The organism is Paraburkholderia sp. BCC1884 (assembly GCF_900996225.1).
Lineage (GTDB): Bacteria > Pseudomonadota > Gammaproteobacteria > Burkholderiales > Burkholderiaceae > Paraburkholderia.
In genome coordinates this window covers 675,167-701,996 of the sequence record NZ_CAAJGL010000090.1, presented here as the reverse complement: position 1 = coordinate 701,996, position 26,830 = coordinate 675,167, and the positions used below count along the sequence as shown (strand labels likewise).

The window sequence follows — 26,830 nt, the reverse complement described above, 5'->3', positions numbered from 1 at the left end:
AAACCGACAGTTTACGCCGGTTACGGTTGTCCCGCCGAAGCGTCACTGCTGTTATCCAGCGCCGCAACCTTCTCCGTCAGCCATTTTTCGACCGACGGGAACACGAATTTGCTGACATCGCCGCCCAGTTGGGCAATTTCGCGCACGATAGTGCCCGAGATGAACTGATACTGGTCCGACGGCGTCATGAACATGGTTTCGACGTCCGGCAGCAGATAACGATTCATGCCGGCCATCTGGAACTCATATTCGAAGTCCGATACGGCGCGCAGGCCACGCACGATCACGCGGGCGTTATTGCTGCGCACGAAGTCCTTCAATAGCCCCTTGAAGCTCATGACCTGAACGTTCGGATAGTGCCCAAGCACTTCGTGAGCGATGTCGAGCCGCTCTTCCAGCGTGAAGAACGGCTTCTTGTTGCGGCTGTCCGCGACGCCTACCACCAGCGTGTCGAAAATGCTCGACGCGCGCCGAACGAGGTCTTCGTGACCGCGCGTCAGCGGGTCGAACGTGCCCGGGTACACGGCGACTACCATGAGAACTCTCCTCTCTTCAGACAAAGGGGCACGTCAAAGCGTCCACGCGACGCATTTAGCACCGACCGCACACGTAACGGCGAACCGCCCGGCGCTTGTTTTGGAACGCGCATTATTCCTTATTTTCGCGCTGCAGCAAATGAAAGTGGACAGCACCCGCCTTCCCTTGCCGGACGACTTCCCAGCCGGTCAACATTTCGTTTCCGTCGAGTTCGATCTCTTCGCCCGCTTCCACATAGAGAAAGCCCACTGCGCTAACCAGCGGCACGGCCAGCGCAAGCGCCTTGCCGAGCAGGTTGTCGTCGAATGGCGGGTCGAGAAACACCACGTCGAACGATCCGGGCGCGAGACTTGCAGCAAGCCGCAAGCCATCCGCCTCAACGATTTCGATCGCGCGCGCCGCGAGGCGTTCCTGATTGGCGCGCAACTGCGCAGCGGCACGCGCGTTGCGCTCCACCATCAACACTCTCGCCGCGCCGCGCGAAGCCGCCTCGAAGCCGAGCGCACCGCTGCCGGCGAACAGATCGAGGCAGCGCTGACCGTCCAGCCGCTGGCCGAGCCAGTTGAAAAGCGTCTCGCGTACGCGATCGGGCGTGGGGCGCAGGCCGTCGAGGTCGAGCACGGGCAACGGCGTGCGCTTCCAGTCGCCGCCGATGATACGAATAGCGTGCGGCTTGCCGCCTTTGGACGAAGCGCCTTGGGCGCGTGAAGGTGCGGAACGAGGCATGCAGTTTCGATTGCGTAATGTGGGTGCCCGCCACGCCAGGGCGTGCGGTCAGGAGCGCCAACGTTACCACAGCGACGCCGCGCGTCCAGCCTGGCCAATCGGCCGATACGACGCTCGGCGGCGCGCCTGATAAAATGTGCGGCTTCCAGCGCCTTGCATCCCGCATCGCAACGCTGCCTGCGCTTTTGCCGGTCCTGCACCGGCTGCGCGCACCGGCGCGCGCTCTCACCATGCCAGATCATGTTCAGCTTTTTCAAACGATTCAAGGGTTCGAAAGAGTCCGACAACGCGCCAGAAGAATCGCAAACCGCGCCGGATGGCCTGTCGCCCGAACGCGCTGAAGAGCCGCCGCTGGCGCCCGTCGCGCCGTCGGCTCCGCGTCCCGTTGCTGCGCCGGTAAGCGTCGAAACACCGGCCGCCGCGGCGCCCGCCATCGAGCACGCACCCGATTACGAGCCGGAACAACCCGCGCTCGAAACCGTGGAAATCCTGCCGCCTCCGGCCCAGGACGCGAGCGCGAAGCGTTCGTGGCTGACGCGCCTGAAAACGGGCCTGTCGAAAACGAGTTCCAGCCTGACCGGCATTTTCGTTGGCGCGAAGATCGACGAGGATCTGTACGAAGAGCTCGAAACCGCGCTGCTAATGTCCGACGCCGGGGTCGAAGCCACAGAATTCCTGCTCGAATCCTTACGTGAAAAAGTGCGCGCCGAGCGCCTCACCGATCCGCAACAGGTCAAAACGGCATTGCGTACGCTGCTAATCGACCTCCTCACGCCGCTCGAAAAGTCGCTGATGCTCGGTCGCGCGCAGCCGCTCGTGATGATGATCGCGGGCGTCAACGGTGCAGGCAAGACCACCAGCATCGGCAAGCTTGCCAAGCATCTGCAGAGCTTCGACCAATCCGTGCTGCTGGCCGCCGGCGACACGTTCCGCGCCGCCGCGCGCGAGCAATTGGCCATCTGGGGCCAGCGCAACAACGTCACCGTCGTGCAGCAGGAAAGCGGCGACCCAGCTGCAGTGATCTTCGACGCAGTCGGCGCCGCCCGCGCGCGCAAGATCGACGTGATGATGGCAGACACGGCCGGCCGTCTGCCGACCCAACTGCACCTGATGGAAGAGCTGCGCAAGGTCAAACGCGTGATCGGCAAGGCGCAAGACGGCGCGCCGCATGAAGTGCTGTTGGTGATCGACGCCAACACCGGCCAGAACGCCCTCGCGCAAGTGAAGGCGTTCGACGACGCGCTCGGCCTCACCGGCCTGATCGTCACCAAGCTCGACGGCACGGCGAAGGGCGGCATTCTCGCCGCGATCGCGCGGCAGCGCCCGATTCCGGTGTACTTCATCGGCGTCGGCGAAAAGGTCGAGGATTTGCAGCCGTTCAGCGCGGAAGAGTTTTCGGACGCATTGCTGGGCGGCTGAACGCGGCGAGCTTCGTCGCGCAATGCAAGAAAAAAGGGCACTCCATGGAGTGCCCTTTTTTCGCTCAACCGTTCAACGTCAACACGGGAATCAAGTTACTCGGCGTCTGGCTGAACGCCCGGCGCCGCGCGAGCAAACACGTCGAGTTGCATCGCGTGATCGTAGATCCGCTGGATCGTCGGAAACTTCGCCGTGTCGATCTTGAAGCGCTGCGCGTTGAACACCTGCGGAATCAGACAGGCGTCGGCCAGCGTAGGCGTCTCGCCGAAACACAGCTTACCGGTGCGTGGATCGCCCGCCAGATGCGCTTCGAGCGTCGCAAAGCCGGAGTCGATCCAGTGCCGGTACCACGCGTCCTTGGCGTCGTCGTCGACACGCAAGGTGTGCTTCAGATACTTCAGCACGCGCAGATTGTTGACCGGATGAATCTCGCAGGCCACCTGCAAGGCGAGCGACCTTATATACGCGCGGTCCGCCGGTGAGCCAGGCAGCAGCGGCGGCTCGGGATGCGTTTCCTCCAGATACTCGATGATCGCCAACGATTGCGGCATTACCTCGCTGCCATCGACCAAAGTCGGCACGATGCCGTCCAGATTCACTTTGCGATACTCGGGCTTCAACTGCTCGCCACCGTCGCGCACGAGGTGCACGGGCACGTAGTCGTACGGCAAGTTCTTCACGTTCAGCGCAATGCGCACGCGATAGGACGCCGAGCTGCGGAAATAGCTATAGAGCTTCATCTCGTCTGTCTCCCCCAACGGCCCGTCAGACGACCCGCACGCTCAGTTCGCCGAGCCCGTCTACGCCGCCCTTCATCAAATCGCCCGGCACCACCGCACCGACGCCTTCCGGCGTGCCGGTGAAAATCAGATCGCCGGGTTGCAATTCGAACAGCGTCGACAGATAGGCGATTGTCTCGGCAACCGACCAGATCAATTGCGACACGTCCGAGCTTTGCTTTTCCTCGCCGTTCACCGAGAGCCAGATCGCGCCCTTGGCGATCTGACCCACCGTTGCCACCGGATGAATCGGGCCGAGCGGCGCGGAATGGTCGAAGCCTTTGGCGGTGTCCCACGGCCGGCCCAGCTTCTTCGCTTCGGCCTGCAGATCGCGGCGCGTCATGTCGAGACCGAGCGCGTAACCGTAGACGTGATCGAGCGCGCTGTCGGCGGGGATGTTCTTGCCGCCCTTGCCGATCGCCGCCACCATTTCCATTTCGAAGTGGACGTTTTTCGACAGCGACGGGTAAGGAAACTCGCCGGTGGCGCCGGGCGCGACGTACAGGACGGCGTCGGCGGGCTTGGCGAAGAAGAACGGCGGTTCGCGATCCGGATCGTGGCCCATTTCGCGCGCATGCGCCTCGTAGTTGCGGCCGACGCAGTAGATGCGGCGCACCGGGAACTGCTCGCTGGAACCCACAACTGGCACCGCGACCACCGGTGCCGGTGCAAAGACGTAACTCATCCCGTTCTCCGTTCTTCGATATTCGTGCCGCAAGCGGCGATAAAACGTCGAGTGTAACGCGCGGCCAAGGACGGCGCGCGTCAGTCCGGCTGGCGTCGGCGGGACCGCCGCGGCGGCCACCGTCTCTCGCGGCAGCGCCATAGATGCGATACTCACACTGAAAAGTGTCCTTTGAATAGTGTGGCGGACCGCTTTGCGGCGGCACGCCACCACGCCCCATTGCGCCCGATGACCGACTCCGCCGACACCGCTGCTCCCTTCCCCTGCGCCCGTTTTATCAAGGAAATCGGCCGCGGCCCGAATGGCGCCCGCGCGCTGACCGCCGACGATACCCGCTCGCTCTACGCCGCCATGCTCGACGGTCGCGTGGCCGATCTCGAACTCGGCGCGGTGCTGCTCGCGTATCGCGTGAAGGGTGAAACCGCCGACGAACTCGCCGCGATGCTGGCAGGCGCCCATGCGTCGTTCGAGCCGATTCATCTGCCGCATGGTGCGTACCGGCCGGTCTCGATTCCGAGCTACAACGGCGCGCGCAAGCAACCGAATCTGGTGCCGCTGCTCGCCATGCTGCTGGCGCGCGAAGGCGTGCCGGTGCTGGTGCACGGCGTGACCGAAGATCCCGGCCGCGTGACGAGCGCGGAAATTTTCACGCATCTGCGGATTCCGCATGCGCAGTCGCACGCCGATATCGAAGACGGTCTCGCCGAGCGCCGTCTCGCGTTCGCGTCGATCGAGGTGCTCGCACCGAAACTCGCGCGTCTGCTGGCCTTGCGCCGGCGGATGGGCGTGCGCAACTCGACGCACACGCTCGTGAAAATCCTGCAGCCGTTCGCGCTGGCGGGATTACGGCTCGTGAACTACACGCATCCGCCGTATCGCGACAGCCTCACGCAGCTTTTCAACACGCACCCGGACGCGGCCGCCGGCGGCGCCTTGCTGGCGCGTGGCACTGAAGGCGAAGCGGTCGCCGATACGCGGCGTCAGGTACAGGTCGACTGGCTGCACGACGGCGTCTGCGAAACGCGCGTGCCGCACGAACGCTCGTCGCCGGATGCGCCTGAAGTCGACCTGCCCGAGGCCAAAGACGCCGAGACGACCGCCGCATGGATCGCCGCCGTGCTGCGCGGCGAAGCGCCCGTGCCGAGCGCGATCGAGCGGCAAGTCGAGCTGATCGTGGACGTCGCGAAAATGCCCGTTTGAGAGGGCGACGTCCGGCTGACCGGCCGCAAATGGCCGAGCCGCACGATCAAACAGACGCCGGGCCGGATGAGCACCGATTTGCGTGACGGCAATCAGGCGTTGATCGAGCCATGAGCGCGGCGCAAACGCTCGAATTTTTCGAGATGCTGGTCGCGATGGGTTTCAAGGAGATCGAGGTCGGCTTTCCGTCTGCCTCGCAAACCGACTTCGACTTCGTGCGCAAGCTGATCGAGGAAAACCGTCTTCCCAACGACGTCACCATCGAGGTGTTCGTGCCGAAGGCTGTCTGTCCGGCAACGGCGAGCGCACCGGCAATCTCGATCTCGTCGCGCTGGCGATGAATCTCGGCCTTTGGAGAGAAAAACGCGCAGCGGTCGGGCGCCGCGCCTTGCGACCGAGCGGCCGAGGCCGATGCAGAGGTCGCCGGTGAATGGCCGCACGTCGCCCGGGAAGGCCTCGCGGCTTGAGGATCAGGCACGAGCGCGCTTATCCGCCCGCTCGTGGCGGCCGGACGCGCATGACGCGCAACCGGCCTGACTTACAGTGAGGCCGCCCCAAAAGACTGGCTCACTCGATCGCACAGCGCGTCGCCTGCCAGGCAATCAGCCGCCAATGACCGTCTTCCTGCGTGTGGATCGCCGTGTAGGCAATCGGGAACAACAAGGCGCCGTTGTTCGCTTCCATCTCGATCAGCGCCCGGCCAGTGACGACGCAGGTCTCGCGCCCTACCGGCAAGACGTCCTGCGATTGCACCTCGATCTGCCGATAGCGGCGACGCCCTGCGATGATGCCGTCGATGAACTGCCGCTTGGTCTCGCGCTTGCCATTCGTGTGGACATAGCTCACGTTTTCCGCGAGCAGGGTATCGAGCGATGGCCCGTCGCCATCGACCATCGCACGAAAGCGCTCTCGCTCGAGCCCGCGGATCGCTTCGATCATCTTTGCCACCATCGCTCAGCCCCTCGCACCGGTGAGCCGAACGTGGCCACGGTCGTCAGAAGTTATATTGCAGATATAGCTGGTGGAAATTTATACCAGGATTGGGCTCTTTGATACCGCCGTTCGAAATATGCTGAAAGCGGTAGCCCACCTCGTACTGCTGATGACTGCCCATCTGCATGCCGACCCCCGCCATGTCGGCGAACTGGAACGCCGTGCCCAGTGTGAAGGTCGAAGAAAGGCGCGGACTCGTCAGTATCCGCACACCGGCGCCCAATTCCGCGTAGGGCCGCAGTGACCCCGATCCCTTGATGAAGCGGATGATCGGCGTAACCCCGAATTCGCCGATGTTCTCGTGCACGTTGCCTTCGTTGGTGTGCCACCACGACGCATGCGCCTCGCCGATCAGCGCGAAATGCCAGTCGCCGATCTGCCACCAGGTCAGGTTCGGATCCCAGACCAGGCCGAGATCCAGTTTCTTGACGTGGCGATCGCCTACACCGCCCGTTACCTGTACGCCGAACTGGTCAGCCGAGGCCAATCCCGATGTCCCGAAAAGCAAGGCCGCTGCCGCAGCTTTTAGCGCCAGACCACGCACCGCGTTCTTTTTGTTGTCCATGTAACACCCGAGCTCGCCGAACGTTGAACAATTTGTAAAAGCCCGCTTATTCTAAATAGAAACCCGGTTTGATGGATCGTCTGAAGAAACCTTAATTTCTGCAATTAGTCACTTCTAAAAGTGGAAAGGATGGTCACTTATGAGACTGAAGGCTCTTTGTTAGGAAATTTCTACGGCCCGCACTTGTCTTTCGAGAAGAGCGTACCATGGCTATTAGATTCCAAATTTCAATAGGAATTTGCGGAACTTGGATGTCCCTACAGCCTCTAAGTATTAGCACTCGGCAAATCAGAGTGCTAACATCCAACGCTGGAGTCGTTTAACTGAATACGCTTTTGTCTGATTCCAAAGGAGTTTCCTACGTGAGCCATGCAATGACCCTTCCGAGTACTTTGAGCCCGTCGTCGGCTAAGGCCGCTTCGGCAGGTGCACTGGCGCTCTCGCATTCCTCGCTGCTGCCCGGTCAACTGGGCAATATCGACGCCTACATCCAGGCCGTTAATCGGATTCCGATGCTGACGCCGGCGGAAGAACGCCAGTTCGCCACCGAATTTCGCGAGCAGGACAATCTCGAGTCCGCGCGCCGTATGGTCCTGTCGCACTTGCGGCTGGTCGTATCGATCGCGCGTAATTATCTCGGTTATGGCCTGCCGCACGCCGACCTGATCCAGGAAGGCAATATCGGCCTGATGAAGGCCGTGAAGCGCTTCGACCCGGAGCAGAACGTACGTCTCGTGTCGTACGCCATGCACTGGATCAAGGCTGAGATCCACGAATACATTCTGCGCAACTGGCGGATGGTGAAGGTCGCCACCACCAAGGCGCAACGCAAGCTGTTTTTCAACCTGCGCAGCCACAAGCAAGGTCTGGGCGCTTTCACGCCGGACGAGATCGAAGGTCTCGCCAAAGAGCTGAACGTCAAGCGCGAAGAAGTTTCCGAAATGGAGACGCGTTTGTCCGGCGGCGATATCGCGCTCGAAGGCCAGGTTGAAGACGGTGAAGAGTCGTACGCGCCGATCGCCTACCTGGCGGACTCGCACAGCGAACCGACTGCCGTGCTGGCTTCGCGCCAGCGCGACAAGCTGCAAAGCGACGGTATCGCGAGCGCGCTGGACGCACTCGACGCCCGCAGCCGCCGCATCATCGAGGCTCGCTGGCTGAAGGTGGAAGACGACGGTTCGGGCGGCTCGACGCTGCACGAACTGGCCGACGAATTCGGCGTGTCGGCAGAACGGATTCGCCAGATCGAAGCAAGCGCGATGAAAAAAATGCGCGGCGCATTGACCGAATATGCGTAAGGCCTAGTGCCGCTTCGGCATGCCGGTTCGTTCGGCGCGCGCCAAGCTTCACACACAAACCCACCCTCGCAAGAGGGCGGGTTTTTTTTCGCCCATCCGGCGGCGTACTCACGTCCGCACACCAACTCAAGAACATGCCCAATCGGCATACGTTTTCTTGACGTATCACAAACCAGATAGCAATACTGTTTAAACGGGGCGGATTGAGCGACCCAATGCCGCAGCGCTGAACTCATGCGCACGGGGTTCTGCTCCTAGAATCGGGATGCACTCGCCGGACCGCTCACGTGGCCTGGTTCCAGCCGGATACACCGGCGTGAAGTCGCCTTCGACCGATCATGACCATTGCCCTGAATCGCAGCAGCACCCCCCGCCGGAGTTGGCGCAAACGGCTCGCCGGTTGGGTGCGCGGTCCGACGCTGGCGCGGGATATCGCCATCGTCCTCGCCATCAAGTTCGTACTGCTGATGGCGCTCAAGTACACCTTCTTCAATCATCCGCAGGCAGAGCATATGTCGATGCCGCCTGAACAAGTCGCGCAGGCACTGTTATCCGTGCCTGCCTCGCATCCGTCCCAAGGTGATCAACATGCCCGTTAGCGAAGTCGTAGAACTGTCGCGCCTCCAGTTCGCCATCACGGCGCTTTATCACTTTCTGTTCGTGCCGCTCACGCTCGGTCTGTCGTGGTTGCTGGTCATCATGGAGTCGGTCTATGTCATGACCGGCAAGCAGATCTACAAGGACATGACCCAGTTCTGGGGCAAGCTGTTCGGTATCAATTTTGCAATGGGCGTGACCACGGGCCTCACGCTGGAATTCCAGTTCGGCACCAACTGGTCGTACTACTCGCATTACGTCGGCGACATTTTCGGCGTGCCGCTCGCGGTTGAAGGCCTGATGGCGTTCTTCCTCGAATCGACCTTCGTCGGCCTGTTCTTCTTCGGCTGGAACCGGCTCTCGAAAGTTCAGCACGTGATGGTCACGTTCCTCGTCGCGCTCGGCTCGAATCTGTCGGCGCTGTGGATTCTGGTGGCCAACGGCTGGATGAACAACCCGGTCGGCGCGACCTTCAACTACCAGACCATGCGGATGGAACTCGACAGCATCTTCTCCGTGCTGTTCAACCCCGTCGCACAGGTGAAGTTCGTGCATACCGTGTCGGCCGGTTACGTGACCGCGTCGATGTTCGTGCTGGGGGTGTCGTCGTGGTATCTGCTCAAGCGGCGCGACACGGAATTCGCGCTGCGCTCGTTCGCGATTGCCGCCGGCTTTGGACTCGCGTCGACGTTGTGCGTGATCGTGCTCGGCGACGAATCGGGCTACCGCACCGGCGAAGTTCAGCAAGTGAAGCTGGCCGCGATCGAATCCGAATGGGAGACCGCGCCCGCCCCAGCGCCTTTCACGATCATCGGCATTCCGAACCAGAAGGAAGAGCGGACTGACTACGCGATCAGGATTCCGTACGCGCTCGGTCTCATCGCCACGCGATCGATCGACGAACCCGTGGTCGGTCTGAAAGACCTGATGGCGCAGAACGAAGTGCGCATCAAGAACGGCATGCTGGCCTATGCCGCGCTGCAAAAGCTCAAGCAGGGCGACGTCACCGACGAAGCCAAAGCCGCTTTCGACGCGCACAAGAAAGACCTCGGCTACGGCCTGATGCTCAAGCAGTTCACGGCCAACGTCACCGATGCCACGCCGGATCAGATCGTTCAGGCGGCCAAGAAGACGATTCCGCCGGTCGCCCCCGTGTTCTTCTCGTTCCGCTTGATGGTCGGCCTCGGCATCCTGTTCCTCGCCACCTTCGTGCTGGCATTCTGGTTCTGCGCCCAGCGCACGCTGCTGCTGGAAAAACGCCGCTGGTTCCTGCGCTGGGCGGTGTGGGCGATTCCCTTGCCGTGGCTCGCCGCCGAGTTCGGCTGGATCGTGGCCGAAGTGGGTCGTCAACCGTGGACCATCGCCGGTATTCTGCCGACCAACCTGTCCGTCTCGAGTCTGACGCCGGGCGACCTGTATCTGAGTATCGGTGGCTTCGTGGTGTTCTACACGGTGTTGTTCATCATCGAGATCATGCTGATGTTCAAGTACGCGCGGCTGGGACCTTCATCGCTGCATACGGGCCGCTACCACCACGAACAGGAACAGCCGCTGAATCAGCCGCTGCCGACCAACTCGGCCGCGTGATTCGCCGATACTCAGCTCCAAGGGAAATATCATCATGGATTACGCAACCCTCAAACTGATCTGGTGGGCGTTGATCGGCGTGCTGCTGATCGGCTTCGCCCTCACCGACGGCTTCGACATGGGCGCGGCGATTCTGCTGCCGTTCATCGGCAAGACCGACGTCGAGCGGCGTATCGTCGTGAACACGGTCGGCGCGACGTGGGAAGGCAATCAGGTGTGGTTCATCACGGCGGGCGGCGCGATGTTCGCGGCGTGGCCGCTGGTGTACGCGGCATCGTTCTCCGGCTTCTACTTCGCAATGCTGCTGGTGTTGTTCGCGCTGTTCTTCCGGCCAGTCGGTTTCGACTACCGCAGCAAACGCGAGGACCCGCGCTGGCGCAGCGCGTGGGACTGGGCTTTGTTCGTGGGCGGCTTCGTGCCGTCGCTGGTGTTCGGCGTCGCGTTCGGTAATCTGCTGCAAGGCGTGCCGTTCGCGTTCGACTCCGATCTGCGCGTCACGTATCACGGCAGCTTCTTCGAACTGCTCAATCCGTTCGCGGTGCTGTGCGGCCTCGTGAGCGTGTCGATGCTGGCCGCGCACGGCGCCGCGTTCGTAAAGATGAAGGCGGACGGTGTGGTCGCCGAGCGCGCGTCGTTGGCGTTGCGAATCACGTCGTTCGTAGCGGTCGTGCTGTTCCTGATTGCGGGCGCATTGATCGCGACGATGATCGGTGGCTATCAGGTCGTCGACGCCGCGCCGCTCGATACGGTCGCCAATCCGTTGACCAAGACCGTGATCGGCGCGCCCGGCTTGTGGCTCACCAATTACGCCAACTATCCGTGGATGGTCGTGGCGCCCGTGGCCGGTCTGCTCGGCGGCGTGCTGGCCTTGTTGCTGGCACGCTCGCGCTTCGAGAAGAGCGCGTTTCTGTCGACCTCGCTGATGATCATCGGCGTGATCCTCACAGCGGGCTTCTCGATGTTCCCGTTCATCATGCCCTCCTCGCTCGACGGCCGCAGCAGCCTCACCGTGTGGGACTCCACCTCGAGCCGCCTGACCCTGCAGATCATGCTGTTCGCGGTAATCGTGTTTCTGCCGATCATTCTGATCTACACGAGCTGGGTGTATCGCGTGATGCGCGGCAAGGTGACCGCCGCCGCGCTCGAAGAAAACCATCATTCCATGTATTGACCGGCAGCACGCTTAACAGGAGTTTGCGATGTGGTATTTCACCTGGATTCTCGGCATTGGTACGGCTCTGGCGTTCGGCATCATCAACGTGATGTGGCTGGAATCGAGCCGGCCGGCGGCAGCCTCGAAGCGTAAGACGCGCGAATAGGACAGCACTTTCCGGCGTTGCGCCGGTAAACGAAAGCGGCACCTTGAGGAATCAAGGTGCCGCTTTTCTTATTGCTGCATGACACGCAGCGGAGCAACGCCAGCTACGGAGCAGCGCGTGCCACTCCGCATGGCTATTGCCTCAGCTCGCGCTTATGCCAGCGCAGGCGTGGCGCCGCCGCCGCTTTGCGACATACGCGTCGCCAGCACCGCCGCGTAACGTTGAGCGGAATCGCCAACGACGATATGGAACGTCTCAGCCGAGACCCACGCCGTATCGAGCGACGCGAGACGCTGACGATCCACCGCCGACGGATCGCGCACGACGATGCGCAGACGCGTCGCCGCCACTGCATCGAGCGACACCACGTTGCCCGCGCCGCCGAACACGGCGAGCCAGCGCAGCGGATCGGGATCGAGCGGACCTGCTTGAGCGCCGGCCGCAGCCGTAGCGGCCGTCGCCACCGCCGCCGCCGGAGCAGCGGCAACTGGAGCCGCCGCCGCCGTCGTCACCGCATCGCCACCACCTTGCGCGATCACCGTACGCATTTCATCCGCAATGATGTCCGCTTCCGGTCCGATGATCACTTGCACGTTGGTCGAGCCGCGCTTGAGCACGCCGCGCGCGCCGATCGTCTTCAGTTCGTTTTCCGAAACCTTGTTCGAGTCCACCACCGACAGACGCAGACGCGTCGTACAAGCATCCACCACCGTCAGATTCGACGCACCGCCAAGCGCAGCGATATAACGCTGCGCACGCGGCATCGCCGCACCCGCAACCGGCGCAGCGAAGCCGCCGGTCGAAGACGAATCCACTTGCTCATCGGTAGCGGGTTCGCGGCCCGGCGTCGCCATGTTGAATTTGCGGATGAAGAAACGGAACAGACCGTAGTACACCACCGAGTAGACGATACCGATCGGAATCGCCCACCAGCCCTTGGTCGACAAACCGTAGTTCAGCACGTAGTCGATCGCGCCCGCGGAGAACGTGAAGCCCAGGTGAATGCCGAGCGCCGAGCAGATGGCGAGCGACAAGCCGGTCAACAGCGCGTGGATCACATACAGCACCGGCGCGAGGAACATGAAGCTGAATTCGATCGGCTCGGTCACGCCCGTCAGGAACGAGGTGAGACCCATCGAGACCAGCAGGCCGAAGACCATCGCGCGACGCTCTTTCGGTGCTTCGTGATACATCGCCAGACACGCAGCCGGCAGGCCGAACATCATGATCGGGAAGAAGCCCGTCATGAACGTTCCGGCCGTCGGGTCGCCCGCGAAGAAGCGATGCAGGTCGCCCGTCACGGCGACGCCGCCCGGCGGCGTGAAGGTGCCGAACACGAACCACGTCAACGAATTGAGAATGTGATGCAGACCCGTGACGAGCAGCAAGCGGTTCAGCACGCCGAACACGAACGCACCAAGCGCGCCCGCCGTGGTCAGCCAATGACCGGCCGAATCGATCACGGCTTGCACCGGTTGCCACACGTACCCGAATGCTATGCCGAGTACGAGACAGACCACCCCCGTGACAATCGGCACGAAGCGTTTCCCTCCGAAGAACGCGAGGTAGTCAGGCAGCTTGATGTCCTTGTACTTGTTGTACAGGAGACCCGCGACGACACCCGCGATGATCCCGGACAACACGCCCATGTTGAGCTTGTCGTTGATGTCCTTCATTACGGCGATTTCGACCAGATAGCCGATCGCGCCGGCAAGACCCGCCACGCCGTTGTTGTCCTTCGCGAAACCGACCGCCACGCCGATCGCGAACAGCAGCGGCAGGTTGTCGAAGATCGCGCCGCCGGCGTCGGCGATCATCTTGATGTTGAACACATCGGGCTGGCCAAGTCGCAGCAGCAGGCCGGCAACCGGCAGCACCGCGATCGGCAGCATCAGCGCGCGTCCCAGGCGCTGAATCTTCAGAAAGGGATTCCCATCCATTGATACCTCCAATCCTTGTCTCGTGGGTCGACTGTCGTCGTTGAGTTTTGTAGCTCTAAGTTGTGTTCCAGCGAAGCTGGTTGCGGACCGCTCGAGGTCAGTCCAAAGGCCAGGTTTCGCGGCTTACTGCTCTTACCGCCTGCGCCGATTCGAGCGCCAGGGCATCCTGGGCACGTTGACGGCACAGCTGATAATCGAGGTTGCGCACCCGCGCCTTGATGCCCGGCACCGAGACCGGATCCACCGACAACTCGGTCACGCCGAGGCCGATGAGCAACGGCATCGCCAGCGGATCGCCCGCGAGCGCACCGCATACGCCGACCCATTTGCCATGCTTGCCGGCACCCTGCACGGTGGCCGCGATCAGACGCAGCACCGCCGGATGCAAGCCGTCGGCCTGCGCGGCGAGGTCGGCCTGGCAGCGGTCCATCGCGAGCGTGTATTGCGTCAGATCGTTGGTGCCGATCGAGAGGAAATCCGCGTGTTGCGCCAGTTGATCGGCCAGCAAAGCCGCCGACGGAACTTCGACCATTACGCCGACTTCGATCGGCTCGGTCCGGCCGGACGCGCGTGCAAATTCGTCGATGCGTTTGCGGATGCGGATCAACTCGCCGACGTCGGTGACCATCGGCAGCAGGATGCGCACGGCGCCGAGCGGTTGAACCGCGAGCAGGCCGCGCAACTGATCGTCGAGCAGGTCAGGGCGCACCTGGGCGAGGCGAATGCCGCGCAGGCCGAGCGCCGGGTTCGGTTCCGGCGGCAGCGTCAGATAATCGACTTCCTTGTCCGCGCCGACATCCAGCGTGCGGATGATCGCGGTGCGGCCTTCCAGGGCGTCGACGATCGACTGGTAACTCTGCCGATGCTCGTCCGTGGTGGGCGCCGCAGCGCGGTGAATGAAGAGCAGTTCGGTGCGCAACAGGCCGACCGCATCGGCGCCGTTTTCGACAGCGGTTTTCGCGTCGTCGAGCGTGGCGATGTTCGCGGCCACTTCGACCGCGCGGCCATCGGACGTCACCGCAGCTTGCTGCGACGTACGGCGATTCGCTTCGCGCACTTCGGCGAGGCGGCCGCGCTCCATGCGTGCGCGCTCCACATCGAGTTCGGTCGGCGCGAATTCAAGGCGACCGGTGGTGGCATTCACCACCACCTGCGTGCCTTCGGGAATCGCGTGCAACGCGTCGCCGACGGCCACCAGCGAAGGAATGCCCGCTTGACGCGCGAGAATCGCCGCGTGCGAGGTCGCACCGCCACGCGCCATCACCAGCGCGGTGACGCGCGAACGATCCAGCGTCGACAGATCGGAGGGCGTGAATTCGTCCGCTGCGAGCACGGCTTCGTCAGGCAGCACACGCGCCGTGGCGTTCGTGTAACCGAGCGCGCGCAACACGCGCTTTTCGATGTCGCGCAGATCGGCGGCACGCTCCGCGAGCAGCGCGTCTTCGATGTTCATGAGGATCGCGATTTGCGCGCGGATCGCTTCGCGCCAGGCAAAGCCAGCGCTTTTGCCCAGGCTAATCAGATCGCGCGCGGCGTCGAGCAGCGACGGATCTTCGAGCAACACGCGATGCACCGCGAAAATCCCCGCTTCACCAACCGCACCGCGCTGCGATGCGTCGCGCACCGTGGTACCGAGATCGCCGTCGACGGTCGCAATCGCCTTGTCGAGCAGACGGCTTTCCGCGGCAGACGTGCCGCTTGCCTTTTCAGGTGGATCGATATCCGCGTCGTCCCAGCGCACCAGCTTGCCGACCGCGACGCCCGGCGCAGCGCACACACCCGCGAGCGTATTCGGCGCAAGCGTTTCGCCTGCAGGACGCACCGTCGCTTGCGGCGCCGGCGAGCTTTGACGCGCCGGTTTCTCTTCTGCTTCGCCGTGCGCTTCGCGCGTCAGTTCATGGGCAATCGCTTCGACCGCGGCCTTGGCCTGCGAACCGACGCCGAGCAACTCGACGGTCGCGCCTTCGCCCGCGCCCAGCGCAAGCAAACCAACCACGCTTTCAATCGCCGCCTTGCGGCCTTCATAACGCACTTCGACGCGTGCATCGAAACCACGCGCCGCTTCACGAGCCCGTGCTGCAGGACGTGCGTGCAAGCCGCCCGCGTGGATCAGCATGACCTGCTGACGCGCTTCTTCCGTGATGTTCGTCGCGCTCGCCTGACGCGATGCCTCGGCCGCCGCACCGTCGCGCGCACGCAGCACCAGCAGCGGCGTTTCGCCAGCCTTCAGCATGCCGCCCTGCACACGCTCGACGATCTCGAACGCATCCGAATTGGCAATCGCGATCACCGATACCAGGCTCGGCGCATTCAATGCGACCTGATCCTGATCGAACTCGATCAGCACGTCGCCGGCGCGCACTTTGGCGCCTTGCTCGATCATCGGCGCGAAGCCCTTGCCGTTCAGCTCGACTGTGTCGATGCCGATGTGCAGCAGAATTTCCGCGCCTTCGGCGGTCGTCAGCGTGACGGCGTGACCGGTGCGCGCGAGGTGCATCACGGTGCCGTCACATGGCGCGACGAGTCGGCCTTCGAGCGGATCGACGCCGATGCCGTCGCCGAACATACCGCCCGAAAACACAGGGTCGGGCACGTTCGCGAGCGGGACGACCGGACCGGTCATGGGCGCGAGCAAAACAATATGGCCTTCAGTGGGGCTCATCAAGCGGGACTCCTCGACACGTCGCATCTGATTTCTCGTCAGTGAGTTTCGGTGACTTTGTTGAGATGGCGCGGCGCATCGGGATTGCGCCCGCGCGCGGCGGCGAGGCCGGCGGCCATCACGTAAAAGGACAGAATGGCGGCGATCGGGTCGAGCGCCGCGTGAGCGGTGGTGGCCAGCGGCAGCGTGGCTTCCGGTACGTCCGACGGCGCCGCGAGCAACACCTTTGCGCCGCGTGCCTGCATGTCGCGCGCAAGTTGCAACAGGCCGGCTTGTTCCGGTCCGCGCGGCGCGAAGACCAGCAGCGGATAGTCGCGATCGATCAGTTCCATCGGACCGTGACGCACTTCCGCGCTCGAAAACGCTTCGGCCTGAATGCCGGAGGTTTCCTTCAGCTTCAGCGCGGCTTCCTGCGCGATCGCCAGACCCAGACCACGGCCGATCACGATCATGCGTTCGACGCCACGCAATTCCTCGACGGCCTTCGACCAGTCGAGCTTGCCCGCCGTTTCCAGTGCTTCAGGCAACGTGTTCAGCGCGGCGAGCAGTTCAGCGTCTTTCTGCCAATGCGCGACCAGTTGCGCGGAAATCGACAGCATCGCGATATAGCTCTTCGTGGCCGCGACGCTCAATTCCGGGCCGGCGACGAGCGGCAGTTGCCACTCGCACGCGTCGGCCAGCGGCGAGCCAGGCGCGTTCACCGCGGCCACCGTCAACGCGCCGGCGCGACGCAGCGCTTCCATCGTGCCGACCAGATCCGGGCTCTTGCCCGATTGCGAGAATGCCAGCGCGAGTTGATCGCGCACCTGCAGCGGCGCTTGCTGGAGCGTGGCGACCGACATCGGCAGCGAGGCAACCGGCACGCCGAGGCGGCTCATCGTCAGGCTGGCGAAATAACTCGCGGCGTGGTCCGAGCTACCGCGCGCGACGGTCAGCGCGACATGGCGCGGCTGGCTGGCGAGCTTCGCCGCCAACGCCTCGACGCGCGAGGTGTCCTTGAGTTGCGCGGCGACCGTTTCGGCGGACGCCAACGCTTCTTTAAGCATATTCGACAATTGCTTCTCCTTCGACGTAAGTCGCGGTCAACGCCAGTTCACGATCGAACACGACCACATCGGCCCATGCACCGCGCGCGATGCGGCCGCGGTCTTCGATGCCCAGGTAGTCGGCGGCGTAGCGCGACAAACGGTTTGATACGTCGGCGATCGGCAGACCGATCGATACGAGATTGCGCAGCGCCTGATCCATCGTCAGGGTGCTGCCGGCGAGCGTGCCGTCGGCGAGACGCACGCCGCCGAGACACTTCGTGACGTGCTGGCTGCCGAGCCGGTATTCGCCGTCGGGCATGCCGGTCGCCGAGGTGCTGTCGGTCACCACGTAGAGACGCGGAATCGCCCGCAGGGCGGCGCGGATCGCACCCGGATGCACGTGCAGCAAATCGGGAATGATCTCGGCGAATTCGGCATGCGCGAGCGCGGCGCCGACGAGGCCAGGATTGCGGTGATGCAGCGGCGACATCGCGTTGAACAGATGCGTGAAGCCGCAGGCGCCGTGCTTGAGCGCGGCGACGGCGTCGTCGTAGGTGCCGAGCGAATGGCCGAGTTGCACACGCACACCGCGCGCCGCCATCTCGGAGATGATCTCCATATGGCCCGCGATTTCCGGCGCCAGCGTGACCACCCGGATCGGCGCAATCGACAGATACTTCAGCACTTCGTCCATCACCGCCGAGACGGCCGCGTCCGGCTGCGCGCCGAGCTTGCCGGGGTTGATGTACGGCCCTTCCAGATGCACGCCGAGCACGCGCGCGCCGCCTGGCGTACGCGTTTTTGCGACGTCGCCGAGACCGGCGACCACGCGCATCAGTTCGTCGCGCGGCGCGGTCATGGTGGTGGCGAGCAGACTCGTCGTGCCATAGCGCGCATGCGTGCGGGTGATGGTTTCGATGGCGTCGCCCGCCTCCATCACGTCGGAGCCGCCGCCGCCATGCACGTGCAGGTCGATGAAGCCTGGCAGGATGTACGGCGCGTCGTTGGTCGACGGATCGACGCGTTCGCCGGTCAGCGCCGTGATGCGGCCGTTTTCGTATTCGAGCGTGCCGTGAATCCACCCATCGGTGGTGAGTATGTTTCCGGTCAGCATGAGTCTCTCTGGTGAGGCGTAATACGGGGTGTGCCTGAAGTGCGCCTGCTCGGCGCCGCGTTCTGGTTGGTCAGTGCCACGGCCACTCAGGTTCGCAATTCGGCGACAAAGTCGTAGTAATCGTCACGGCAATACGTGTTGGTCATTTCGATGGCGCGCTGGTCGGCGCTATAGCCGATACGCGTAATGACCAGCAGTGCCGAGCGCGGTTCGATATCCATCAGCGCGGCGATCTCGCTCGAGGCGTTGACCGCGCGAAAATGCTGCAAGGCGCGCACTACAGCGGCGCCACGTTGTTCCAGATAGCTGTAGAGCGAGACGCCGATCGCCTGCGGGTCGGGTACGATCGCCGCCGGCAGGGCCGAATGCTCGACCGCCATCACGATGCCGTCCGCGCGCCGCAGACGCCGCAGACTCGCCACGGCCGCGCCGGGCGACAAGCCCAGATGCACCAGTTCGTCACGGTTGGCGGCGCGAATCTCGCGCTCGAGCCACACCGAGTCGGGACGGAAACCGCGCTGCTGCATCTTCTTCGTAAAACCGGTGAGGCGGGACAGCGGATCTTCCACACGCGGCGTGATGAAACTGCCCGCGCCACGTGCGCGCCGGATCAAGCCCTGTTCCACCAGTAACTCGATCGCCTTGCGCGCGGTGATGCGCGACACGCCGATCGCGTCCGAGAGCGTGCGTTCCGAAGGCAGCGCCTCGCCCGCCGACCACACGCCGCAGTGGATCGCCGTCGCAAGATTGCGCGCGAGCTGCAAGTAGAGCGGCGTGACGTTGCGGGCGTCAGGCATCAGTGCGGACCAGCGAGTTTCCATGGGGCTCCGGCGGCCGTTGCAAAAGTACGGTCTACGAAAAATGAGAGCCCATTATATAACCAACATAATACCAGTCAACGAACTGGTTACAGGGTGGGCTAAATGCCGAAAATGCTTACTGGGTAAGACTTTGCGGTCGATCGAAAGGCTTTTGGTAGGGTTCCGACCAGATCGGGATTTACCCCTACATGGGAGCCCAGCAGAGACACCGGTGCCTAGGTGGGCTCCGCGCGCAAACGATGAAATGCGTGGCACGCAATACCACTTAAGCACCAGTTCAGCCAAAGCGGGATCCGCGCGGCTTTTTTAATAGGGTGCCTTCCAATATAGTGCTATGTACCAAGTGATAAATAACTTCCGGGGAGCCGCATTTGACCGATTCCGAGGCGCTACGGCGCGCTCAGGCCGTTCGCCATTTCAATCGCTTCTATACGCAGCACATTGGCGTACTGCATGAGCATCTGGCAAAAAGCGCCTTCTCGCTGACGGAAGTGCGCGTTCTGCATGAGCTCTCCCGGGGCCGCGCACAAACGGCTTCGGTGCTCGGTCGCGCCCTCGGTCTGGACAGCGGTTATCTCAGCCGTCTGCTTACCAGTTTCGAACGACGCAATCTGATCACGCGCCGGCCGTCCGAATCGGATGCACGCCAGTCCCTGATCGCCCTCACCGACGTCGGCCACGCCGCGTATGCGCCGCTCGACACGGCCGCGATCGAGGAAGTCCAGGCCGTGCTCGAGAGCCTCCCCGTGCTCGGCCAGGAACAGCTCACCATGGCGATGAAGATCATCGAACGGCTGCTGGGCGACAAACCGCAGCACGAGCTCGTCATGCTCCGGCAGCCGCGCCCCGGCGAATGCGGCTGGCTCGTGCATCGTCAGGCGCAATGGTTTGCCGCGCAGTACGGCTGGGATCGATCGTTCGAGGGATTGCTCGCGCGCGTGGTCGCGGATTACACGCAACGCGGCGACGCGGTGCGGGAAATGTGCTGGGTCGCCGATCAGGAAGGCTTGGTGGTCGGATCGGTGTGCATCGTCGCCGTCTCGACGACGGTGGCCGGCGTGCGGCTCCTGTGGGTGGAACCGGAAGTGCAGCGGCTGGGCGTCGGTACCCAACTACTCAACGAATGCGTGCGCTTCGCGCGGCGCGCGGGTTATACGAAACTCACGCTGACAACGGCCGCCACGCTCGCGGAGCCGCGGCGGCTAAGCGAACGTGCCGGCTTCAAACTGGCCGGCACGTCCGCCGAGCGCCGTTTCGGCAAGGAGCTGACGATCGAGCGCTGGGAATTGGTCCTGTAGGAACGCGTCTTAGAACGACGGCACCATCGAACCCTTGAACTGGGTCTTGATGAACTGACGCACGTCTTCCGACTGGTAAGCCGCGACCAGCTTCTTCACCCACGGTTTGTCCTTGTCCTGCGCGCGCACGGCGATCAGGTTGGCGTACGGGCTGTGAATGTCTTCCAGCGCGATCGCGTCTTTAGTCGGCTGCAGACCGGCGGCCAGCGCGAAGTTCGTGTTGATCACGGCAGCGTCGACGTCCGACAGCGAGCGCGGCAGTTGCGCGGCGTCGAGTTCGACGAGCTTGACCTTCTTCGGATTGTCGGCGAGGTCGAGCGGCGTGGCGTTGTTGCCGTTCGTGCCCGCACCGGCCTTCAGCTTGATCACGCCTTGCGCCTGCAACAGCAGCAACGCACGGTTTTCATTCGACGGATCGTTCGGCACCGCGACCTTCGCGCCTTGCGGCAGGTCCTTCAGCGATTTCAGCTTCTTCGAGTACGCGCCGAGCGGCGAGATGTAAGTCAGACCGGCGTTGACGATCTTGTAGCCGCGCTGCTTGATCTGGCTGTCGAGGTAGGGCTGATGCTGGAAGCTGTTGGCATCGAGATCGCCTGCGTCGAGCGCGGCGTTCGGCTGTACGTAGTCGTTGAATTCGACGACCTTCACGTTCAGGCCTTCGCGTTTGGCCACTTTCGTGACGACTTCCCAGATTTGCGCATCCGGGCCGCCGATGGTGCCGACCTTGATGACTTTGTCGTCGGCGTGGGCGCCGAAGCTGGTGAACATCGCCGCGCTGGCGACGACTGCCGAGAGGGCTTTGAGGATATTTCTGCGCTGCATGTGATTCTCGCTGGTTCTAATCGATTGGCCGACTGCTGACTGCTTGACCGCCCGATTTTCTGATCGATGTCAGATTGGGGTGAAGGCCGGTGGCCGCCCTGCTTTTGGCAGCGCGCCGCCAGCTGGACCGCAAATGGTCTCATAGGACCGGCGAGATGGGAAATATCACGATCGCATATGGGTATGCGCCAGAGGCTGTCTGCGTCGGCTTTTGTCGACTAGAAAGATGCCCACTCGTCGTCGGCGCTTATCTTCGCGGGGACGACTGTTGCACGAGGCGTTGCCGTTTTTTTAGCACTCGATGCCGCCGGTGCGGAGGCGGCGAATGACGTGGGTGCCGTGGGTGCCGTGGGTGCCGTGGGTGCCGTGGGTGCCGTGGATGCCGTGGGTGCCGTGGATGCCGTGGGTGCCGTGGGTGCCGTGGGTGCTACGGATGCGGCCCCCGGCCCCGCCAGCTGCGGCTCGGCGCGCGCCAGCGCCTTGGCGGGCAAAGCCGCACCGCTATCCTGCTTTGCGGCACGCTGCACACTCGCAGTAACCCGACGCGCCGCCACCGCCACCGCCACCGGACGCTCCGTCGGCCCCGCGCCGTTCACGCGGAACTCGCCAACCGTATCGCGCAGACGGCCCGCCTGATCCTGCAGCGAAGCGGCGGCCGCGGCCGCCTGCTCGACCAGCGCGGCATTCTGCTGCGTGACTTCGTCCATCTGCGCGACCGCGCGCCCGACCTGCGAAATGCCGCTGCTCTGCTCCTCCGACGCCGCCGCGATTTCGCCCATGATGTCGGTCACACGCTGCACCGCCTGCAGGATCTCGCCCATCGTCGTGCCGGCCTGCTCGACCAGAGTCGACCCGTTGTGCACGCGCTCGACCGAAGCGCTGATCAACTGCTTGATCTCTTTGGCCGCCGTGCCGGAGCGCTGCGCGAGGCTGCGCACCTCGCCGGCGACGACCGCGAAACCGCGGCCCTGCTCGCCGGCGCGCGCGGCCTCGACCGCCGCATTCAGCGCCAGAATGTTGGTCTGGAACGCAATGCCCTCGATCACGCCGATGATCTCCGAGATCTGCCGCGAGCTGTCGTTGATCTCGCCCATCGTGCCGATCACACGGCTCACCACCTGGTTGCCGCGCGTCGCGATTTCAGATGCATTGTGCGCAAGCCCGCTCGCCTGACGCGCGTTGTCGGCGTTCTGCTTGACCGTCGCGGTCAGCTCTTCCATGCTCGCCGCGGTCTCCTGCAACGAGGCCGCCTGCTGTTCGGTGCGCTGCGAGAGATCGTTGTTGCCGGCCGCGATCTGCTGCGTCGCCGAGGCAATCGATTCCGTCGAGTGACGAATCTCGCCGATGGTCCGCTGCAGACGGTTCTGCATGTCGCGCATCGCCGCCATCATGCTGGTCTGATCCTCCGTACGAACGTCGACGATCTGCGTCAGATCGCCTTGCGCGATGCTCGCCGCAAGCCGCGCGGCCTGGTCCGGCTCGCCGCCGAGACTCGCGCGCACATTGCGGATGATCAGCACCATCGCCAGCGAAATAATCGCGCCGATCACCAGCACCACGGCGAGGTGTCCCAGCAATGTTTCGTAGTAGACCGTGTCGATGTCCTTGATGAACACGCCGCTCGTGATGTTCCAGTCCCACGGCGCGAAACGCACCACGTAGCTGATCTTCGGCACCGCCGTTTCACTGTGCGGCAGACGTCCGCGATACTCGGCGAAGCCGCGGCCGGTGGCCTTGGCGGCGTCGACAATCGCGACATAGAGGAGCTTGCCGTCGGGGTCCTTGAAATCGCCGACGGGCTTGCCGGTCATTTGTGGCAACGTCGGATGCATCAGCACGACTGGCTTCGAATCCATCACGAACAGATAGCCGGATTCGCCGTAGCGCATCGTCGCGAGACGGGCGAGCGCCTCGCGCTGGGCATCGGCTTCACCGAGCTTGCCGTTCTGCGCGAGCGTGTAATAGCCATTGACGACACCCTGCGCCGCATCGACCAGGTTCACCATGCCCGCCTTGCGCTCGGCGAGCATCGTGCTGCGCGTTTCGACCGCACTCCACAGTCCGACACCCAGCAACCCCAGCCAGACGAGCGCGAGCGACAGCCACAGTTTGCGATTCAAACTCATCCTGCTCATTGTTATGGTCTCTCACGTGTGATTCGTTTCCTGCTTGCGAACGCGCGCAAACGCTTTGCCGGGCACTCGCAAACGATTGCCCCCTTTTATATCGGCATGGCGGCCGGCCAACTTGAGCGGCGCCAATAGTGAAACGACGAGGTCATCCGGCAATGCTCTATTGCGGCGACGCCACGCAAAGACGCCGCCGCTGACCGATAATCGACACGCAAGCCGTGTAGAGCAACGGCCCATTTAATGGTCAACGAGAAGAAGCCCTATGTACGTGATCAACCTCAGTTACACCGCATCGCTCGATCGCGTCGACGACGCACTCGATGCGCATCGCGCGTTTTTGGCCAGGCAGTTCGAGGCGGGGGTATTCGTCGCCGCCGGTCCGAAGATTCCGCGCGACGGCGGGATCATCCTGGCGGTGCGCATCGAGCGCGAAAAACTGGATGCGATTCTTGCCAGCGACCCGTTCGCGCAGCAACAACTCGCGCGTTACGAGGTGACGGAATTCAAGGTGACGCGGCTCGCGCCGGGGATGAATTTGCCGATACCGGCTTGAGAGGCGGGGTCTTGCGCAGGGGAATTGCGGATGCGCTCGAGAAGAACGGGCGCATGCGTGAAGCATGCGCCGTTCAGCATCGAAGCGTTAGTCGAGCAGCAGCTTGAAGTCGTGCACCCAGGGCGTGGCGCCCTGACCGTCACGTGCGAACAGACGCAATTTGCCGTCGGTATCGAACACGTAGCTCGCGGCGGTGTGATCCATCGTGTAGCTATCGGGCGTCTTGCCCGGTACCTTCGCGTAATAGACGCGGAAGTCTTTCGTGACCTTCGTGAGTTGTGCCTGATCCGCAGGACGCAAGCCGACGAAGGTCGGATTGAACGCCGGTGCGTATTGCGCGAGCAAGGCCGGCGTATCGCGCTCGGGATCGACGGTGACGAAGAGCACCTGCACGCGTTTCGCGTCTTCAGGTCCGATTTGCTGCAGCGCCTGCGACAGTTCGGCCATCGTCGTCGGGCAGACGTCCGGGCAGTGCGTATAGCCGAAGAACAGCACCACGACCTTGCCCTTGTAGTCCGCCAGGCTACGGAGCTTGCCGGACGTGTCGGGCAGCGAGAAGTCACTGCCGAATTGGGTATTGCCGGTGATGTCGAGATTCGTGAATGCCGGCGGCTGCTTGCCGCAGGCGGCCACCAACAGAGCGCCGCCGAGCGCGCAAGCCATCACGGCAGCACGCGCGACGCGCGCGAAGCGATTCTTGAACATGGATATGAGTACGGGTATTACGCGCCGATCAGCACGCGCGCGTAGTGGTCGATCAGTAGCGCGATAAACAGCAGCGACAGATAAACGATCGAGTAACGGAAGGTTCTACGCGCCAGATCGTCCGAGTACTCCCGATAGATCTTCCACGCATAGGCGAGGAACACCGCGCCGAGCAGCACGGCCGCGGCGAGATACACCACGCCGCTCATGCCGGAGATGAACGGCATCATCGTGACGGCGAAGAGGATCACCGTGTACAGCAGAATATGCAGGCGCGTGTACTTCTCGCCGTGCGTGTTCGGCAGCATCGGCAGGCCGGCGTTTTCGTAGTCTTTGCGGCGATACAGGGCGAGCGCCCAGAAATGCGGCGGCGTCCACACGAAAATGATCAGCACCAGAATCCACGCGTCGCCCGGCACGTGACCGGTGACCGCTGCCCAGCCAAGCGCCGGCGGCATGGCGCCCGAAGCGCCGCCGATCACGATGTTCTGCGGCGTGGCTGGCTTCAGCAACAGCGTGTAGATCACCGCATAGCCGACGAAAGTGGCCAGCGTGAGCCACATGGTGAGCGGGTTGGCGAACGTGTAGAGCGTCCACATGCCGAGGCCGCCGAGCACGGCCGAGAACAGCAGAATCTGCGTAGTAGTAATTTCGCCGCGTGCGGACGGACGCCACGAAGTGCGCCGCATCTTCGCGTCGATTTTCTGCTCGACGAGGCAATTGATGGCAAACGCCGCACCGGCCAACAGCCAGATGCCAATGGTGCCGCCGATCAGCGGAGTCCACGGCACCATACCGGGCGTGGAGAGGAACATACCGATGACGGCGCAGAACACGGCGAGTTGCGTAACGCGCGGTTTCGTCAGGGCGAGGTATTGGGAGACCCGGCTACCGGGCGTCTGGGAGAGTGTTGTGCTGTCCATGTGGAGTCACGCTGGCGCGGCATCGCGCGCAGGAAGCGCGGCGTGGCCGGGACGGCTATAAGCGATCCGAAAGTTTAACATAACGAGCAAAAGCAGCAGGATCGCGGCTCCCCCGTTATGCGCCACTGCAATAGGCAACGGCCATTGCAGAACGATATTCGACAACCCCGTGATGAACTGGATCAGCACCACCAGCAACACGCCGTTCGCCGGCCGCCGCAGCGACTCGAAATGGCGAATTTTTAACGCGAACCAGACCAGATAAGCCACTACGATCAGCGCAAAAGTGCGGTGCGTCCAGTGGATCGCCACCAGCGCGTCCTGCGTGATCATGTCGCCGTCGCCGGTCATGCCGAGCGCGCGCCACAGGTGGAAGCCGTGCGCGAAGTCCATCGGCGGAATCCATTGGCCGTTGCAGGTCGGGAAATCCGTGCAGGCAAGCACCGCGTAATTCGTGCTGACCCAACCGCCCAGCGCGATTTGCGCGATCAACAGGATCAGACCCGCCACTGCCGCCGTACGCCAGCGCGCGGCTTCGGGCTCGTAGGCGGGCAACGGCGTTTGCCGCGCGGCCAGCCAGCCGAGCGTGCCGAGCAGCGCGAGACCGAGCAGCAGATGCGTCGTCACGATGATCGGTTGCAACTTCATCGTCACGGTCCATGCGCCGAACGCGCCTTGCACGAGAATCAGGAGCAGCAGCGACGTCGGCCACCACGGCGATACATGCAGCGGACGACGCTTGATGCGCGCCGTCCACGCAATGATCGTCTGCGCGATGATGAGCACGCCGATCGCCATCGCGAAGTAACGGTGGATCATCTCGATCCAGGCTTTGCTCATGCTCACCGGCCCCGTAGGCATCAGTTGATGCGCGGCCGAGATCGCCGCATGCGCGATGAACGGCGACGACGTGCCGTAGCAGCCCGGCCAGTCCGGACAACCGAGCCCGGAATCGGTGAGGCGCGTGAAGCCGCCGAACATCACCAGATCGAGCGTCAGGAAAGTGGTGAGCCAGACCAGCTTGCGAAATTTGTTGTCATCGGCCTTGACCCACACGTAGGACAGCGGCAACAACGCGATACACACGCCGATCAGGGCCAGTTGCAGTACGAACATCTCTCTTACCT

Annotated in this window: 25 protein-coding genes and 1 pseudogene; 10 read left to right on the top strand and 16 right to left on the bottom strand. The window is 63.3% G+C overall.

Going from position 1 to position 26,830, the window contains the following annotated elements; translation table 11 throughout:
* Window positions 1–20 precede the first annotated feature (20 nt).
* Entirely contained in the window at window positions 21–536 is a 516-nt protein-coding gene (gene coaD, locus FQ705_RS22055; RefSeq protein ID WP_144144212.1) for a pantetheine-phosphate adenylyltransferase, read from the bottom strand.
* A 112-nt stretch (window positions 537–648) separates the two neighbouring features.
* Window positions 649–1,263 carry a 16S rRNA (guanine(966)-N(2))-methyltransferase RsmD gene (gene rsmD, locus FQ705_RS22050; protein WP_144144210.1) on the bottom strand — a complete coding sequence of 205 codons (615 nt, stop codon included), beginning with the start codon at window positions 1,261–1,263 and terminating at the stop codon, window positions 649–651.
* 240 nt (window positions 1,264–1,503) lie between these two features.
* Here rsmD and ftsY point away from each other — a divergent pair, with 240 nt between their 5' ends.
* Window positions 1,504–2,682 carry a signal recognition particle-docking protein FtsY gene (gene ftsY / locus FQ705_RS22045; RefSeq protein ID WP_144144208.1) on the top strand — a complete coding sequence of 393 codons (1,179 nt, stop codon included), beginning with the start codon at window positions 1,504–1,506 and terminating at the stop codon, window positions 2,680–2,682.
* A gap of 95 nt (window positions 2,683–2,777) precedes the next feature.
* On the opposite strand, the gene maiA is transcribed toward ftsY, so the two are convergent.
* Together maiA and FQ705_RS22035 are read right to left on the bottom strand one after the other, a co-directional pair.
* Complete coding sequence (maiA, locus tag FQ705_RS22040) at window positions 2,778–3,422, bottom strand: maleylacetoacetate isomerase (RefSeq protein WP_144144206.1); 645 nt, start codon at window positions 3,420–3,422, stop codon at window positions 2,778–2,780.
* Window positions 3,423–3,447: 25 nt separating this feature from the next.
* Window positions 3,448–4,146, bottom strand: a complete 699-nt coding sequence (locus tag FQ705_RS22035) for a fumarylacetoacetate hydrolase family protein (RefSeq protein WP_144144204.1) — start codon at window positions 4,144–4,146, stop codon at window positions 3,448–3,450.
* A gap of 228 nt (window positions 4,147–4,374) precedes the next feature.
* On the opposite strand from FQ705_RS22035, the gene ybiB reads away from it, so the two are divergent.
* Window positions 4,375–5,346, top strand: a complete 972-nt coding sequence (gene ybiB, locus FQ705_RS22030; RefSeq protein ID WP_144144202.1) for a DNA-binding protein YbiB — start codon at window positions 4,375–4,377, stop codon at window positions 5,344–5,346.
* A 15-nt stretch (window positions 5,347–5,361) separates the two neighbouring features.
* Window positions 5,362–5,621: pseudogene (locus FQ705_RS22025) on the top strand (hypothetical protein); the annotation flags it as partial.
* Window positions 5,622–5,913: 292 nt separating this feature from the next.
* Here FQ705_RS22025 and FQ705_RS22020 read toward each other — a convergent pair.
* Window positions 5,914–6,297 (bottom strand): nuclear transport factor 2 family protein, encoded by a 384-nt coding sequence (locus FQ705_RS22020; protein WP_144144200.1) that lies wholly within the window; start codon window positions 6,295–6,297, stop codon window positions 5,914–5,916.
* A 43-nt stretch (window positions 6,298–6,340) separates the two neighbouring features.
* The gene (locus FQ705_RS22015; RefSeq protein WP_144144198.1) at window positions 6,341–6,904 is read right to left on the bottom strand and encodes an acyloxyacyl hydrolase; all 564 of its coding nucleotides are present in this window, start codon (window positions 6,902–6,904) and stop codon (window positions 6,341–6,343) included.
* A 362-nt stretch (window positions 6,905–7,266) separates the two neighbouring features.
* On the opposite strand from FQ705_RS22015, the gene rpoH reads away from it, so the two are divergent.
* The 5 genes from rpoH (at window position 7,267) to cydX (ending at window position 11,705) form a co-directional block, all read left to right on the top strand.
* Entirely contained in the window at window positions 7,267–8,202 is a 936-nt protein-coding gene (gene rpoH / locus FQ705_RS22010) for an RNA polymerase sigma factor RpoH (protein ID WP_144144197.1), read from the top strand.
* A 338-nt stretch (window positions 8,203–8,540) separates the two neighbouring features.
* Window positions 8,541–8,801, top strand: a complete 261-nt coding sequence (cydP, locus tag FQ705_RS22005; RefSeq protein ID WP_144144195.1) for a cytochrome oxidase putative small subunit CydP — start codon at window positions 8,541–8,543, stop codon at window positions 8,799–8,801.
* Window positions 8,791–10,386, top strand: a complete 1,596-nt coding sequence (locus tag FQ705_RS22000) for a cytochrome ubiquinol oxidase subunit I (RefSeq protein ID WP_144144193.1) — start codon at window positions 8,791–8,793, stop codon at window positions 10,384–10,386. Before cydP ends, FQ705_RS22000 begins: the two co-directional genes overlap by 11 nt.
* 34 nt (window positions 10,387–10,420) lie before the next feature.
* A complete protein-coding gene (cydB, locus tag FQ705_RS21995; protein WP_144144191.1) occupies window positions 10,421–11,557 on the top strand; it encodes a cytochrome d ubiquinol oxidase subunit II in 1,137 nt (378 codons plus the stop codon).
* A 28-nt stretch (window positions 11,558–11,585) separates the two neighbouring features.
* Window positions 11,586–11,705 carry a cytochrome bd-I oxidase subunit CydX gene (cydX, locus tag FQ705_RS21990; protein WP_144144189.1) on the top strand — a complete coding sequence of 40 codons (120 nt, stop codon included), beginning with the start codon at window positions 11,586–11,588 and terminating at the stop codon, window positions 11,703–11,705.
* A gap of 152 nt (window positions 11,706–11,857) precedes the next feature.
* On the opposite strand, the gene nagE is transcribed toward cydX, so the two are convergent.
* From nagE to FQ705_RS21965, 5 genes are all read right to left on the bottom strand, one after another.
* The gene (gene nagE, locus FQ705_RS21985; protein ID WP_144144187.1) at window positions 11,858–13,645 is read right to left on the bottom strand and encodes an N-acetylglucosamine-specific PTS transporter subunit IIBC; all 1,788 of its coding nucleotides are present in this window, start codon (window positions 13,643–13,645) and stop codon (window positions 11,858–11,860) included.
* 97 nt (window positions 13,646–13,742) lie between these two features.
* Window positions 13,743–16,334 carry a phosphoenolpyruvate--protein phosphotransferase gene (gene ptsP / locus FQ705_RS21980; RefSeq protein ID WP_144144185.1) on the bottom strand — a complete coding sequence of 864 codons (2,592 nt, stop codon included), beginning with the start codon at window positions 16,332–16,334 and terminating at the stop codon, window positions 13,743–13,745.
* 11 nt (window positions 16,335–16,345) lie between these two features.
* Window positions 16,346–17,353 carry an SIS domain-containing protein gene (locus FQ705_RS21975; RefSeq protein WP_144144388.1) on the bottom strand — a complete coding sequence of 336 codons (1,008 nt, stop codon included), beginning with the start codon at window positions 17,351–17,353 and terminating at the stop codon, window positions 16,346–16,348.
* A complete protein-coding gene (nagA, locus tag FQ705_RS21970; RefSeq protein WP_144144183.1) occupies window positions 17,346–18,449 on the bottom strand; it encodes an N-acetylglucosamine-6-phosphate deacetylase in 1,104 nt (367 codons plus the stop codon). The genes FQ705_RS21975 and nagA overlap by 8 nt, the downstream gene beginning before the upstream one ends.
* An 86-nt stretch (window positions 18,450–18,535) precedes the next feature.
* On the bottom strand, window positions 18,536–19,270 hold the full coding sequence (locus tag FQ705_RS21965; protein ID WP_144144181.1) for a GntR family transcriptional regulator: 735 nt from the start codon (window positions 19,268–19,270) through the stop codon (window positions 18,536–18,538).
* A gap of 371 nt (window positions 19,271–19,641) precedes the next feature.
* On the opposite strand from FQ705_RS21965, the gene FQ705_RS21960 reads away from it, so the two are divergent.
* Window positions 19,642–20,568: a bifunctional helix-turn-helix transcriptional regulator/GNAT family N-acetyltransferase gene (locus FQ705_RS21960; protein ID WP_144144179.1), complete on the top strand. Its 927-nt coding sequence runs from the start codon at window positions 19,642–19,644 to the stop codon at window positions 20,566–20,568.
* Window positions 20,569–20,577: 9 nt separating this feature from the next.
* On the opposite strand, the gene FQ705_RS21955 is transcribed toward FQ705_RS21960, so the two are convergent.
* Window positions 20,578–21,390, bottom strand: coding sequence for a MetQ/NlpA family ABC transporter substrate-binding protein (locus FQ705_RS21955; RefSeq protein ID WP_144144177.1), 813 nt, complete (start codon window positions 21,388–21,390; stop codon window positions 20,578–20,580).
* Between the two features lie 218 nt (window positions 21,391–21,608).
* Entirely contained in the window at window positions 21,609–23,525 is a 1,917-nt protein-coding gene (locus tag FQ705_RS21950) for a methyl-accepting chemotaxis protein (protein WP_144144175.1), read from the bottom strand.
* 259 nt (window positions 23,526–23,784) lie between these two features.
* Here FQ705_RS21950 and FQ705_RS21945 point away from each other — a divergent pair, with 259 nt between their 5' ends.
* Window positions 23,785–24,075 (top strand): YciI family protein, encoded by a 291-nt coding sequence (locus tag FQ705_RS21945; protein WP_144144173.1) that lies wholly within the window; start codon window positions 23,785–23,787, stop codon window positions 24,073–24,075.
* A gap of 87 nt (window positions 24,076–24,162) precedes the next feature.
* Here FQ705_RS21945 and FQ705_RS21940 read toward each other — a convergent pair whose 3' ends face one another.
* From FQ705_RS21940 to FQ705_RS21930, 3 genes are read right to left on the bottom strand one after another with little or no spacing between them, the layout of a single operon-like run.
* The gene (locus tag FQ705_RS21940) at window positions 24,163–24,780 is read right to left on the bottom strand and encodes an SCO family protein (RefSeq protein ID WP_144144171.1); all 618 of its coding nucleotides are present in this window, start codon (window positions 24,778–24,780) and stop codon (window positions 24,163–24,165) included.
* A 17-nt stretch (window positions 24,781–24,797) separates the two neighbouring features.
* Window positions 24,798–25,703 (bottom strand): heme o synthase, encoded by a 906-nt coding sequence (gene cyoE, locus FQ705_RS21935; protein WP_144144169.1) that lies wholly within the window; start codon window positions 25,701–25,703, stop codon window positions 24,798–24,800.
* Window positions 25,704–25,709: 6 nt separating this feature from the next.
* Complete coding sequence (locus FQ705_RS21930) at window positions 25,710–26,819, bottom strand: COX15/CtaA family protein (protein ID WP_144144167.1); 1,110 nt, start codon at window positions 26,817–26,819, stop codon at window positions 25,710–25,712.
* Between the last annotated feature and the right edge of the window lie 11 nt (window positions 26,820–26,830).